This is a genomic window from Paraburkholderia nemoris (assembly GCF_905221015.1).
Taxonomy (GTDB): Bacteria; Pseudomonadota; Gammaproteobacteria; order Burkholderiales; family Burkholderiaceae; genus Paraburkholderia; species Paraburkholderia nemoris.
Genome location: NZ_CAJNBO010000002.1, coordinates 195402 through 209608, shown reverse-complemented (window position 1 = coordinate 209608; position 14207 = coordinate 195402). Strand labels below are relative to the sequence as shown.

The window sequence follows — 14207 nt, the reverse complement described above, 5'->3', positions numbered from 1 at the left end:
CGGCCAGGCCGCGCGCCCGTTGCATGAAGTCCCACGATAGCGTTCATAAAACAGAACAAGGAAGGGGAATCATGTCGCATGCAATGCCCGACCGGCTTCTGCCCGGCTCGCCCTATCCGCTCGGCGCCAGCTGGGATGGCCTCGGCGTCAACTTTGCGGTGTTCTCGGCGAATGCGCAGAAAATCGAGCTTTGCCTGTTCGATCCCACCGGTCGCAAGGAAATCAGGCGCTTCACGCTGCCCGAATGCACCGACGAAATCTGGCACGGCTATTTGCCCAATGCGCACCCCGGCACGGCGTATGGCTTTCGCGCACACGGGCCGTATCAGCCGCAGCATGGGCACCGCTTCAATCCGCACAAACTATTGCTCGATCCGTATGCGCGCAAACTGGTCGGGCAGTTTCGTTGGTCCGACGCGCTATTCGGTTACCGCGTGCATTCGAATCGCGCCGACCTGTCCATCGACCGGCGCGATTCGGCGCCGGCCATGCCGAAGTGCGTGGTGATCGACGAAGCCTTCGACTGGTCGCACGACAAGCGCCCGAATGTGCCCTGGGGCGAAACCGTCGTCTACGAGGCGCACGTGCGCGGCGTGTCGATGTTGCGCCCCGATTTGCGTCAGCACGAACGTGGCACGTTTGCCGCGCTGGCGTCGCCAGAGTTCATCGAACATTTACTGAAGCTCGGCGTGACCGCCGTCGAATTGCTGCCCGTACATGCGTTTCTGAACGACCGCTTTCTGGTGGAGCGCGGCCTGCGCAACTACTGGGGTTACAACACCGCGGCATTTTTTGCACCGGAGCCGTCGTATCTGAGTTCGCACCGGCTCGATGAAATGCGTATCGCCGTGCGTCAGTTGCATGCGGCCGGCATTGAGGTGATTCTCGACGTGGTCTACAACCACACCTGCGAAGGCAACGAGATGGGGCCAACCGTCTCATGGCGCGGCCTCGACAACGCGAGCTACTACCGCCTGATTCCCGGCGACGAACGCCACCATATCAACGACACCGGCTGCGGCAATACCGTGAACCTGCCACATCCGCGCGTACTGCAGATGGTGATGGATTCGCTGCGCTACTGGTCGACGAAGTTCAACATCGACGGCTTCCGTTTCGATCTCGGCGTGACGCTCGGCCGCGAGCAGCATGGCTTCGATCCCGGCTCCGGTTTCTTCGACGCATTGCGCCAGGACCCGATCCTGTCGCAACGCAAACTGATTTCCGAACCATGGGACATCGGCCCGGGCGGCTATCAACTCGGTAATCATCCGCCGGGTTTCGCCGAATGGAACGATCGTTTCCGCGACACGGTGCGCCGCTTCTGGCGCGGTGACGCGGGCCTGCGTCCCGATCTTGCCGCGCGTCTCACCGGTTCCGCCGATCTGTTCAACCGGCGTTTCAGGAAACCGTGGGCATCGGTCAACTTTGTCACATCGCATGACGGTTTTACGCTCGCCGATACCACCGCGTATGAGCACAAGCACAACGAAGCCAATCGCGAAGACAACAACGACGGCCACAACGAAAACTGCAGTCGCAATTGGGGCGTAGAGGGCCCGACCGACGATCCGGTTCTCCTCGAAACCCGCAAACGCGTGGCCCGCTCGCTGATCGCCACGCTGCTGATGGCGCTCGGCACACCCATGGTGCTGGCGGGCGACGAATCGCTGCGTACGCAGAACGGCAACAACAATGCGTACTGCCAGGATAACGAACTATCATGGCTTGACTGGGAGCGCGCGGAGTCGCCCGAAGGCCGTCAGATGACCGCCTTCGTCGCGCGCGTGATCGCGCTGCGCAAACAGCACCCCCTGCTGCGCGAAACGCGCTTTCTGTTCGGCGACCGCGAAGTGTTGCCGGGCCTGTTCGATGTCGGCTGGTTCGATGAACACGGCGATCCGCTCACGATCGAAGCCTGGCAGGACCCCGAAGGCCGCACGTTCACACTGCGGCGCGCGGGTCCAGGCCTGAATGACGAAACGGAAGTATTGTTGATGATGCTCAATGCTGCGGACGAAACACGGCGTTTCACACCGCCCGCGCCACACCTGGAATGGCATGTGCTGCTAGATACGGCTGAGCCGGAAAGCGCGCCGCATCGGTTGGCGGTGCCGGAGGTGGAAGTGGCCGCGCATAGCCTCGTGATGCTGGCGGCGCAGCCCATCGGCGAAGCGGACTGGCAGGCGGGCTGGAAAGCCGGCGCACAGCACGGGCCGCGGCTGTTGACCGCGCTGCCGCCCGATCCGGGTGCGCATCCGCCGAGCAGCGATACGTCGCCGACCACGTAGGCGAAAGTCATATCGAATGGTGATGAATCATGTCCGAAAGTCCGATTGATCCTCACGCGCATCATCACGCGCATTGCCTGCCGTTCAGCGCACAGTTGCTGGGCGCTACGGGCGCGAAGCCGCGCACGCGGTTCCGTTTCTGGGCGCCTTCGTGCAAGACGGTTCAGGTGGAGATCGAAAACGGACCGGCCCAGGGCGCGCACGACATGACGCCTGCCGGCAACGGCTGGTTCGAAACGACCGTCGAGAGCGGCGCGGGCACGCTGTATCGCTTCCGGCTCGATGGCGGGGAGGCGGTGCCTGATCCTGCGTCACGTTTCCAGCCGCAAGACGTGCACGGCCCGAGCGAAGTGATCGACCCGCGCGCGTACCACTGGGAACATACGAGCTGGCATGGCCGGCCGTGGGAAGAAACGGTGTTGTACGAGTTGCACGTCGGCGCGATGGGCGGCTATGCGGGCGTGCAGAAACGTCTGCCCGCGCTGGTCGCGCTCGGCGTAACGGCCATCGAACTCATGCCATTGAACGACTTTCCCGGCCGGCACAATTGGGGCTACGACGGCGTGCTGCCCTATGCGCCCGATTCCGCGTACGGCAGCCCCGAAGAACTGAAAGCGCTGATCGACGCCGCGCACGGTCTCGGCCTGATGGTGTTTCTCGACGTGGTCTATAACCATTTCGGACCGGACGGCAACTATCTGCACCGATACGCCCGCTCGTTTTTCCGCGAAGGTACGCACACGCCGTGGGGCCCCGCGATCGATTTCGAACGCAGTGAAGTGAGTGACTTCTTCATCGACAACGCTGTCTACTGGATCAACGAGTATCGTCTCGACGGCCTACGTTTCGACGCGGTGCATGCCATCGGCAATCACACGTGGCTGCGCGAATTGTCCGACCATATCCGCGCGAAAGTGCAGCACGGCCGCCATGTGCATCTGGTGCTGGAAAACGAGCACAACAGCGCGAGCCTGCTGGACACGCATTTCGACGCGCAGTGGAATGACGACGCGCACAATACGCTGCACGTTCTGCTCACAGGCGAAACGGAGGGCTATTACTACGCGTACAAGGATCAGCCGATCCAGCGCCTTGCGCGCGTGTTGTCAGAAGGCTTCGCGTATCAAGGCGACCCATCGCCGATTCACGACGGCGCGCCGCGTGGCGAAGCGAGCCGGCATCTGTCGCCCACTTCGTTCGTGATGTTCTTGCAGAATCACGATCAGATCGGCAATCGCGCATTCGGCGAGCGCCTGCGCAAGCTGACGTCGGACGATGCCTTGCGCGCCGCCACCGGTTTGCTGCTGCTGTCGCCGCATATCCCCATGCTGTTCATGGACGAGGAATACGGATCGACGCAGCCGTTCCTGTTTTTCACCGACTACACCGGCGAGCTCGCCGACGCCGTACGCGAAGGCCGGCGTCGCGAATTCGCACGCTTTTCGGCGTTCAGCGATGAAAAGCGTCGCGCGCAGATTCCCGATCCGAACGACGTGCAGACCTTTGCGGCCTCGTCGCCGCCTGAGCCCATTCAAGGCGCCGCTGCGGATGCCAACGCGAAAGACCGCCTCGAGTGGATGCACTTCTATAAATCCGCGCTTGCCGTGCGGGCGAAGCTGATCACGCCGCGTCTGAAACACGCCAAAGCGTGCGGCTCGACCGTGCTCAACGCGGCAAACGGTGGCGACGCCAATGCGCTAATCGCCCGCTGGAAACTCGCCGATGGCGAAACCTTGTCGATTGCATTGAATCTCTCGAAGGAGAACGTGGCGTTCCCCGATCTGCCTGCCGGCAAAGTGATTTTCGAAACGCCGCCGCGCGTGCGCGAGCAGATCGACGCCAAGGTGTTGCCGTCATACGCGTTCGTCGCGTGGGTGACCGGCGACGTCAGCGACTATGCCATCGGCCACGATGCCCGCATCGCCGGTCAACAGGAGCGCCACGCGTGAGTGCCACCCGCCGTCCAAACGATACGATCGTGACCCTTGCCATGCGCGCCGGCTTCGAAGTCGAATGGCGCGACGCGCACCATACGACGCAACACGTACCCGAGAGCACGCTCGCCGTGCTGCTCGAGCGGATGGGCTTGCCGTGCGGTAATGCCACGCAGATCCGGCACAGCGCGGCCACGCTCGAAGCCGAACTGTCCGGCCGCAAGCTGCCGCCGTTGATGACCGCGGAGGTCGAACGCGGCATCGCGCTGCCGGTCGCGGCGATCAAATCCGGCAGTCACTACCGGATCGAACTGGAAAGCGGCTCGATCATCGACGGCCGCTTCACGACGCCTAAAGGCGAGGAAGCGTTGCTCGCGCCGATCGACGAGCCCGGTTATCACACCCTGGTGATCAACGAGCAACGCGTGACGTTGGCCGTCGCGCCGTCACGCTGCTATACCGTCGCCGACGCATGGCGCACGTTGCACGACGGCGCCACGACGCAACCGCCGCCGTTGTGGGGTATCGCCGCGCAGTTATACGGCTTGCGCCGCACGGGCGATGGCGGCATCGGCGACTATACGGCCCTCGCGCAAATGGCGATTGAAAGCGCGAAGCGTGGCGCGCATGCGCTCGCCGTCAGTCCGACGCATGCGATGTTCAGCGCCGAGCCGAACCGCTTCAGTCCGTATTCGCCGTCGTCGCGTTTGTGGTTGAACGTCACGCATATCGACCCCGCCGCCGTGTTCGGCGCCGACGCCGCAAGCGCCGCACTTGAGGCTGCTCAGGCCACCGAAGCATGGTCGGCACTCGAAGACTTGCAACTGATCGACTGGCCGAACGCCGTCGTGCTGAAGCTGAAGGTTTTGCGTGCGCTGTACGAGAATTTCTGCACCCAGGAACGTGCGCACGACACGCCGCGTGCGCTCGAATTTCATGGCTTCTGCGAACGCGCCGGCCGTGCGCTCGAAGATCACGCGCGTTTCGAAGCATTGCAGGCGGTGCAGTTGGCTCAGGAAGGCGGCAATGGCCACTGGCGCAACTGGCCCGAGGCGTTGCGCGATCCGCGCAGTCCGGAAGTCGAAGCCTTTGCCGAAGCGCATCGGCATGAAGTCGACTTTCATCTGTTTCTGCAATGGCTCGCCGCCAAGGGCTTGTCGCACGCGCAGCATGCAGCGAGCGACGCCGGGATGGCGGTCGGCCTGATCGCCGACCTTGCCGTCGGTTGCGATAGCGCCGGCAGCCATGCATGGTCGTACCGCGACGACATGCTGCAGGGCATTTCCGTGGGCGCACCGCCCGATCTGTTCAACCAGGCCGGCCAGGCGTGGGGGCTCACCACCTTCTCGCCGCGCGCGATGCGCACGCAGGGCTTCTCCGCATTCATCGACATGCTGCGCGCAGCGTTCGCGCATGCGGGCGGCATCCGCATCGACCATATTCTCGGCTTGCGGCGCCTGTGGCTCGTGCCCGAAGGCGAGAGCGCGCGTAACGGCGCCTATCTGCGCTATCCGCTCGAAGATCTGCTGCGGCTGATCGCGCTCGAATCGTGGCGGCATCGCGCGATCGTGATCGGCGAAGATCTCGGCACCGTGCCGCCCGGTTTTCGCGAGCGGCTCGACGAGCACGGTCTCGCCGGTATTCGTGTGTTGTGGTTCGAAGGCGCGGAAGGCGGCAGAGGTTTCAAGCCACCACAGGCGTGGGACCGCAACGCTGTCGGCACTACCACGACCCATGATTTGCCGACCGTGGCAGGCTGGTGGCGCGGCAGCGACATCACGTGGCGCAACCGGATCGGTCAGACGATGGCGCGCGCCGATGGCCGCGACGCGGAGGAAGTGGCACAGGAAGAACGCGCCGCCGATCGTGCGCTGTTATGGCGCGCGTTCCAGCAAGCCGGCGTCGCCGCGCCGGACGTGCAAGCGCCGCCGGCCGACAAGGCGCCCGTGGATGAAGCGCTCGCCTTCGTGGCCGCCACGCCCGGGCCGCTCGTCACTTTCCCGCTCGAAGATTTGCTCGCGCTGGTCGAGCAGCCGAATTTGCCCGGCTCGATCGACGAGCATCCGAACTGGCGCCGCCGCGTGATCTTGCCTATCGACGCATTGTTCGAGGACGGCACCTTCAGCGATCGCCTGCTGGCGGTCGACCGTGCGCGCCGCGGCGCCACCGTTCCTGCTGCTTCCAACGTTTCTTCGGAGCCTGATACGCCATGACCGTCCCGCGCTCCACGCTTCGCCTCCAGTTCCATCGAGGCTTTACCTTCGACGATGCCGCGAAGCACGTCGACTATTTCGCCGCGCTCGGCATCAGCCACGTCTATGCGTCGCCCGTCACCACCGCGGAGCCGGGTTCGATGCACGGCTACGATACCGTCGACTACACCCAGGTCAACGCTGAATGCGGGGGCGAGGCGGGCTTGAAGCGCCTCGCCGATAAACTGCGCGCGCACAACATGGGCTTGATCGTCGACGTGGTGCCGAATCATATGGGCGTCGGCGGCTCGAGCAACGCGTGGTGGCTCGATATCCTCGAATGGGGCAGACACAGCGCGTACGCACGCCATTTCGACGTCGACTGGCATTCGCCCGATCCGGCCTTGCGCGGCAAGGTGCTGGCGCCGACACTCGGTGCGCCGTACGGCGAGGAACTCGCGGCCGGCCGGATTGCGCTGCATTTTGCGGCCGACAGTGGGCGCTTTTATATCGGCTACGGGCCGCATGTGTTTCCGGTGTGCCCAATCGACTACGCGGCGATTCTGCAAAGCGCCGACCGTGCCGATCTCAACGCACTGGCCGAACGTTTCCATGGCCTGACGACGCAGCCAGCCGATCAGCCGCGCGCCGCCGAAGGGCGCGACATGCTGCGCGAGTTCGTCGCGCAAAACGGCGGCTCGGCGATCGAATTGGTGCTGGAATCGTATTCGCCCGCAGACCCGGTGACGCGTGACCGTTTGCATCGGCTGATCGAACGGCAGCACTTCCGTCTTGCGTGGTGGCGTACCGCTTCGGATGAAGTGAACTGGCGGCGTTTCTTCGACATTTCGACGCTGGCCGGCGTACGCGTGGAGCGGCCCGAAGTATTCGAGGCCGTGCACGCGCTGATTTTCCGTCTGTATCAGGAAGGCGTGGTGGATGGTTTGCGGATCGACCACGTGGATGGCCTCGCTGAACCGCGCGAGTACTGTCAGCGTCTGCGGCAGCGCCTCACTGAATTGCGCGACACCGCGCCGTATGTGGTCGTCGAAAAAATTCTCGGCCGCGGCGAGCCGCTGCGCGACGACTGGCCCGTGGACGGCACAACCGGCTACGATTTCATGAACGACGTGGGCGCGCTGCTGCACGATCCGGCCGGCGCCGAGCCGCTCGCGCAGACATGGGCCGAACTCACCGGCCGCAGTCCGCGCTTCGCCGACGAAGCCCTGGCCGCGCGCCGCAAGATTCTCGCGGAGAACCTCTCAGCGGAACTGGACCGCGCGGCACGCGCGCTGCACCGCATTGCCCGCGATTCACTGACCACGCGCGACTTCACCTTCACCGCGCTGCGGCGCGTGCTGGCCGAACTGGCCGTACATTTTCCGGTGTATCGGGTCTATCCACAGAACGGGCTGCGCAGCGCTGCGGATAACGTGTATTTCGAGCAGGCACTGGCAGGCGCGAGAGAGACGCTTTCGCGTGCGGACTACGTGGTGCTCGACCGCGTAAACGCGTGGCTTGGCGGCAGCGCCGAGGAAGTGCCGAATGTACGGGTCTCATCGCAACAGCAAGGTCAGAATGGCGCCCCGCCCAGTCATGCAGGTTCCGCGCGGCGCACCGCGCAGACGCTGTTTTCGCAATTGACCGCACCGGTCGCCGCAAAGGCGATTGAAGATACAGCGTGCTATCGCTATGGACGTTTGCTATCGCGCAACGAAGTCGGCTCAGACCCGGGCGAGTTTGCTTTATCGGTCGCGCAATTTCATGCGGCGAATCTCGAACGTTCGCAGCACTTTCCTCACGCGATGCTCGCGACAGCCACGCACGACCACAAACGCGGTGAAGACATGCGTGCGCGGCTTGCCGTGTTGAGCGAGATTTCCCACGACTGGAGCGCGACCTTGCGTGCGTGGTCGACCTTGAACGCGCCGCATCGGCGTGCGCTCGACGGTAAGCCGATCAGCAGCGTGAGCCACGACACAAGTTACGATTGGGCACCAGGCCCCGCCGCCGAGGCGATGCTGTATCAGACCTTGGTGGGCAGTTGGCCACCGGATTTAAAGCCGGACGATGAAGCGGGCGTCAAGGAACTGGCTGAGCGCGTCGCGCAATGGCAATTGAAAGCGTTGCGGGAAGCGAAGCTACAGACCAACTGGCTCGCACCCGACGAAGCCTATGAGGCCGGCTGCCGCGATTTCCTGTTCGATATCCTGGCGCCGCAGCGGCGCAATGGTTTCCTGCGCGAGTTGTCCGCGTTCGTCGCGCGGATTGGACGCGCCGGTGCGATCAACAGTTTGCAGCAGACAGTGTTGCGGCTGACGTCGCCTGGGATTCCCGATCTTTATCAGGGTACTGAGTTGTGGGACTTCAGTCTGGTCGATCCCGACAATCGCCGGCCCGTCGATTTTGCCAAACGCGAGGCATGGCTCGCGCAAACACCGCCTTCGGAGTTTCTGGCGAGCTGGCACGATGGCCGGGTAAAGCTCTCGGTGGTGCAGCGCGTGCTGGCGTTGCGCGCGCATTTGCCGGAGTTGTTGAGTCAGAGTGCCTATCTGCCGCTTGCAGTGCGCGGTGCGCATGCGTCGAACGCGATCGCGTTTGCACGGCGGCATGGGAATGCGTGGGCTGTGGTGGTGGCGAGCCGGCTCGCTGCCGGGTTGCTCGGCGAAGAAGGCGATGGCGGCGATTTGCCGATGGTCGATCCGGCCAAATGGGGCGATACGGCGATCGAAATGCCTGCTGATCTGGCCGCGCGGGCGCTGTTCGACTGGCTGAGTCCGGCGGCGCCCAAGGTCGACGAAAACGGTTTGCTTTATCTGCGCGATGCGTTGAGCGCGATGCCTATTGCGGTGTTGGTGGAGGAAGGTGTGCCACGTAGTTGATCTGCGCTTTGTCGAAGGTTAAAGGCGGCTAGAGCTCACTCGCTTTAGCCGCCTTTTCTATCGACTCATTCAAGACAATGCATCATCCCGCTGAGCCGCCTTGCTGTGCGCGTTTGACTGCCTCGGCCACCTGTTCCGCCACTCGGCGCGTGTCCCAATACACCTGCCCTTTGTACATCCGGTCGCCACGCAGGTTGAACCGGTCGACACCCAACCACTTCAACGGCTGCCCGGCTACGGTTGCCGATGCCTGCCATTCGATCATGACGGCGTCGCCCGTAGGTGCCCATTGAAGTACGTCGACTTTCAGGTCCGGCAGTTGGGTGAGGACCTGACGGAAATGTTCGATGACGCCTTTCCGGTCGGCCGGTTCAGTCATGGGTGGGATCAGGTTTCGTGTGTCCTCGTGCATGAGCGCTTCCAGGTTATCGGCGACGGGATGTTGCCACTCCGAAGCGAAGCGTTGCACGGCTATCCGGGCATTGGCTAACTGCTCCGCAGTCGGGGGAAGGTATTTTTCTGCTGACGTCATGTGAATTTGCTCCTGAATGGGTTGCTTACCGACGGTGTTGTTTGCCCGTGTATTCAGGCCGCAGCCGAAGTCCGATTTAACATACAACGAGATTTTCACATACACCGTGTATGTATACTACAATCAGAATGTGAAAAATCAAGAGATAAAAGCGCTGCCTATGCCGACCGCAGGTCCAACCCCAAAATCCCGTCGCGAGGAATATGCGGACGCGACCCGTCAGGCGCTCATCGCTGCTGCGGGCGAGTTATTCACATCAGAGGGCTACCAGCAAGTCGGGATAGAGGCCATCGCTCGCAGCGCGCGCGTGACCCGCGGCGCCTTCTATCACCACTTTGCGGACAAGGCCGAACTGTTCGACGCCCTGGTCGAGTCTCTCCAGGCGGACGCTGCCTCTAAAGTCAGATCCGCCGCCGCGGCCGCGACGCCAGCCAAACGGATGAGCGCGGGCATTCGCGAATTTCTGGAGGTCTGCACCGAACCCGCCTACCGGCAACTCGTCATTGAAACTGCGCCGGCCGTGCTCGGCCAGGTACGGTGCCGCGAGATCGAAGAAGCGCACGTGTACGGTCTGCTCATTGATGCGCTGACGAACCAGAGCACCGGCAAGGAAAAAGCCAAGGCCTACCTCGCGGCTCGCATGATCGGCAGCATGGTGTGCGAAGCGGCGCTATTGCTCGATGGCGCAGACGATCCCGTCGCCCTGAAAGCGGAGGCGTTGAAGCTCGTTGAAAGCATGGCCGGAACGCTGACGCCAGATAAAAGCCGGGTAACATCTACGCGCAAATAAACGCACCCGGGAGGAGCACCGATGCGCGCGGCAGATACGTCGACCAAACCACTGGTGCTCTCGCATTCGGCATTGGCCACCCAGCCGAGTGCGCGAAGCCGGCTCATCACGCCGGACCATGCGCGGGTGATCGCCGGCACGGGTGGCGTGATTGGCGTCTGGCCGAGCTCAGGGACGTTTCACGATTTGCATGCGATGGCTGCAGGCGTCAAACGCATGGCGGATGTCGTCGGGGTAGAACACGTCGGCCTGGGGACGGATATGCTCGGGTTCATTTCACCCCGGTGTTCAGGAGCTACGAGCAGTTGCCCGATCTGGCCAGTGCGCTGTTGCTGGCCGGATTCTCGCAACAGGAAGTCGGGGCAGTTCTTGGAGGGAATTACCTGAGGGTGTTTCAGGCGTCGGTGGGATGATGTCCCGTACGTTTTCGCAGAAAGGCCCTATCGCCCTGCCGCCCACAGCAACGAAACGCCCGATGACAACATCAATCCGTCAACGACAAGTTTGAAAACCGCAGGACTCATCCGGACCACAATCAGCCGCGCGGAAAAGGATCCGATCATGAGTGCCGAGCCGGTGATCAAACCGTCGATCACCACATGCAATGGCAATGCGCCGAAATGATTGAAGACCGCGACTTTGGTGCCGTAGACAGCCAGTGATCCAGCCGCTTCGGTTGCGAGAAAGGCGCCTTTAACCAGGCCATACGACATAAACACGGGGACCGTGATCGGCCCGGTGGAAACGACGATGCCGGTGAGAAAACCCACCACGCCGCCGATCAGCGAAAGCTGCCACAGACTGAATTTGATAGCGCGGCGCGCCAGCCAGCGCCGCGTCGGCACCATCGCGACAAAGAACAATCCCAATGCGAGTTCCACCGCATGCGGCGGCAACGCGAGAAGTGTCCGCACACCCAGCGCCGCTCCCGGAACCGCTGTCGCGCAGTAAGCGCCGCAAGCCCGCCAGTCGATTTCGCGCCACCACGCCAGGATCTTGCCGAAGTTGCCCATGATCGCGGCGATCGCCATGATCGGCACCGCCTGCTGCGGACCGAACAGCATCACGAGAACGGGCATAAGCATCATCGACGAGCCCGTGCCGATCACGCCGCTCAACGTGCCCGCAAGCAAACCGACGCACAGCACCAGCAAATATCCCATGTCGCCCCCGGGTGGTATGGACGACGATTTTACTCGAGCGATGCTTCAGTGGACCGGGAGCGGATTCAGCATGGAAGCCGCTCAACCGCCTTCGTCGTCGTAGGTCTTCGGATAAACGCGCACGAGCACGATGCGCGGCCCCTTCATCTTCTTGACCACTACGTCGAAGCGATCGAACTCGACGCGCTGCCCTTCGGTAGGCAGATCGTTGAGCGCCTGAATCACAAGGCCGCCGACCGATTCGGCCTTGCCCTCGTCGATGTCGATTCCGAGCGCGCGTTCCAACGACACCACCGGCAAGCTGCCCTTGCCCATCAGCGTGCCGTCGTCCATACGCGTCCAGTCGGCGTCGCCCTGGCGGAATTCGTCGTGGATCTGCCCAACCAGCGCGCCGAGCAGATTGTCCAGCGTCAGAAAGCCGATCGGCTTCGAGTTCTTGTGACCAACCAGTGCGAAGTGCGGCGCTCCCTTGCGGAAGCGGCGAAACAGTTCGAGCGCCGGCATGTCCGGCTTTACGTACTGCACGGGTCGCGCGTATTTGGAGAGGTCGTCGAGCGTGCTGCCCGCGTGCCGCGCCAGCAGCAAATCCTTCAAGTGGATCATGCCGGCCACGCGCTCGCCGGACGCGTCTTCGAACAACGGATAGCGGCTGAAGCGATGCCGCGCCACGACCTGCATGTTTTCGCGCAATGGCAGATCGCGCCGCAGGCCGACCATTTCGTAGGACGGGCGCATCAGATCCGAGACGGTCATGCGCGAAAAATCCAGCGAATGCGCAATCGTGTTCCATTCGTCCTGGCTGTATGCGCCATCCGGCGCACCGAGTTCAGTCGCAACGTTGGCGCGGCGGCCACGCAGGATCAGCTTGAGTTCGTCGGTCGAGTAATGCGAATCGTGGCCGTGGTCCGCGTCGAGGCCCGCGAGTTTCAGCACGGCGTTGGCGCTCGTATTGAGCACCCAGATCGCCGGATACATCGCCCAGTAGAAACCGTACAACGGCGTGGCGGCCCACAACGAAACCTTTTCCGCCTCGCGAATCGCCAGCGACTTCGGCGCCAACTCACCCACCACGATGTGCAGGAACGAAATACACGAGAACGCGAAGAACAGCGAGATGCCGTGGATCAGCTTCTCCGACTCGACGCCGAGCAGGCTGAAGACCGGCGTGAGCAGTTCGGCGAACGCCGGCTCACCGATCCAGCCGAGTCCAAGCGACGCCAGCGTAATGCCCAGCTGACAGGCGGACAGATACGCGTCGAGCCGCCCATGCACCTTCGCCAGCAAGCGTCCACGCATGCCGTGTTTGGCCGCGAGGCTCTGCACGCGCGTTTGGCGCAGCTTCACCAGACCGAATTCGGCGGCGACGAAAAAACCGTTGAGGGCAACGAGAAACAATGCACCGATAAGGGCGACAACCTGGATCAAAGCGAAGGGCTCCGGCAACAAAAGTTGTCAGTATAGATGGCGCAAGCAAACTGAAAGTTAATCGCGTGCAGGAACGCGCGCCGACAGCCGCCGCTCACGTTGCTGTCGTTGCACTCAGCGGCACATGTAGCGCGAGCGTCACCGCTTCGCCCTCAGATGCATCGCTTTGCTCGAAACTGCCGCCGTGCGCTTCCGCAACGCGCTTGCACAGCGCGAACACCCACGCGATCCGTTTGGCTTCGCGCGGTTCGCACGCCTGTTTGCGGGCAAAGGCTTCCAGCAAATGCGGCGCGGCCGGATCGTTCAATGCAGCGGCGCTTTGATTGAAGGTGACCGTGGCATACCACCTGCTGGCGTCGGCTCGGGCGGCAAGCGTGACCGCGGCGCCCTTCGTGCTCGCCTCGACGGCGAATGTGAGCATCAGCCACAGCGCGGCGGCCAGGCGCTCACGGTCGCCGTTGAGCTGCTCGGTAGCGAGGTGCGACTCGACCGTAACCTCGACGCCGCGTGTGCGCGCCAGCCCGGAACGGACTTCGTCAACGGTTTCATCGAGCAACGGATGCAGCGAAAACGGCGCAAATGCCAGTTCCAGCGATTTGGTCTCGGCGCGCGTGGCGTCGACAATCGTCTCCAGCAGCTTCACCTGCTGTTCCACGCCGTTACGAATGCCGGTGACGGCGCGTTGTGAATTGGGGTCGTTGGCATCGAGCTTGCGCTCGAGCACGTACGCCCAGCTATGGATGGCGTTCAGCGGACCACGGAGGTCATGCGACACCAGCGATAGCACGTGATCGCGCATAAACAGCGCGGTCTCCGCGCGCAGACGTGCGGTGCGTTCGGATACGGCGAAGCCGGAAGGAACCGGCGGTGCGCCGGCGGTCCCGGTGGAAGGCGTGGTCACGATCGAACCCTCTCAGGCGGTGCATCAAATGTCAAAAGAAGCCCCATTATAGGCATGCCGTCCAGCGCAACCAGCCTGGCCGGATGGCTAACCTGAA

General features: G+C 63.0%; 10 protein-coding genes. 6 read left to right on the top strand and 4 right to left on the bottom strand.

The annotated features are described in order from the left end of the window. Positions 1 to 71 precede the first annotated feature (71 nt). Genes glgX through treY form a run of 4 tightly spaced genes read left to right on the top strand, consistent with a single transcriptional unit; the run spans position 72 to position 9299 of the window. A complete protein-coding gene (glgX, locus tag KHO33_RS03610) occupies positions 72 to 2291 on the top strand; it encodes a glycogen debranching protein GlgX (RefSeq protein WP_200561342.1) in 2220 nt (739 codons plus the stop codon). Positions 2292 to 2320: 29 nt separating this feature from the next. Further along, positions 2321 to 4240 carry a malto-oligosyltrehalose trehalohydrolase gene (gene treZ / locus KHO33_RS03605; protein ID WP_200561340.1) on the top strand — a complete coding sequence of 640 codons (1920 nt, stop codon included), beginning with the start codon at positions 2321 to 2323 and terminating at the stop codon, positions 4238 to 4240. Positions 4241 to 4281: 41 nt separating this feature from the next. Further along, positions 4282 to 6438, top strand: a complete 2157-nt coding sequence (gene malQ, locus KHO33_RS03600; protein ID WP_200561656.1) for a 4-alpha-glucanotransferase — start codon at positions 4282 to 4284, stop codon at positions 6436 to 6438. Beyond that, positions 6435 to 9299, top strand: a complete 2865-nt coding sequence (gene treY, locus KHO33_RS03595) for a malto-oligosyltrehalose synthase (protein WP_200561338.1) — start codon at positions 6435 to 6437, stop codon at positions 9297 to 9299. The genes malQ and treY overlap by 4 nt, the downstream gene beginning before the upstream one ends. A gap of 82 nt (positions 9300 to 9381) precedes the next feature. Here treY and KHO33_RS03590 read toward each other — a convergent pair whose 3' ends face one another. After that, positions 9382 to 9930, bottom strand: a complete 549-nt coding sequence (locus tag KHO33_RS03590; RefSeq protein ID WP_211629144.1) for a nuclear transport factor 2 family protein — start codon at positions 9928 to 9930, stop codon at positions 9382 to 9384. Positions 9931 to 9961: 31 nt separating this feature from the next. Between KHO33_RS03590 and KHO33_RS03585 the strand changes: the two genes are divergently transcribed. Both KHO33_RS03585 and KHO33_RS03580 read left to right on the top strand, forming a co-directional pair. Continuing rightward, positions 9962 to 10621, top strand: a complete 660-nt coding sequence (locus KHO33_RS03585) for a TetR/AcrR family transcriptional regulator (protein ID WP_200561336.1) — start codon at positions 9962 to 9964, stop codon at positions 10619 to 10621. A 21-nt stretch (positions 10622 to 10642) separates the two neighbouring features. After that, complete coding sequence (locus KHO33_RS03580; protein ID WP_267914709.1) at positions 10643 to 11008, top strand: membrane dipeptidase; 366 nt, start codon at positions 10643 to 10645, stop codon at positions 11006 to 11008. A gap of 53 nt (positions 11009 to 11061) precedes the next feature. On the opposite strand, the gene KHO33_RS03575 is transcribed toward KHO33_RS03580, so the two are convergent. The 3 genes from KHO33_RS03575 to KHO33_RS03565 form a co-directional block, all read right to left on the bottom strand. After that, a complete protein-coding gene (locus KHO33_RS03575; protein WP_200561335.1) occupies positions 11062 to 11784 on the bottom strand; it encodes a sulfite exporter TauE/SafE family protein in 723 nt (240 codons plus the stop codon). 81 nt (positions 11785 to 11865) lie between these two features. After that, positions 11866 to 13209 (bottom strand): hemolysin family protein, encoded by a 1344-nt coding sequence (locus KHO33_RS03570; protein WP_054034925.1) that lies wholly within the window; start codon positions 13207 to 13209, stop codon positions 11866 to 11868. Positions 13210 to 13303: 94 nt separating this feature from the next. Continuing rightward, positions 13304 to 14110 (bottom strand): sensor histidine kinase, encoded by an 807-nt coding sequence (locus KHO33_RS03565; protein WP_200561333.1) that lies wholly within the window; start codon positions 14108 to 14110, stop codon positions 13304 to 13306. Positions 14111 to 14207: the final 97 nt, after the last annotated feature.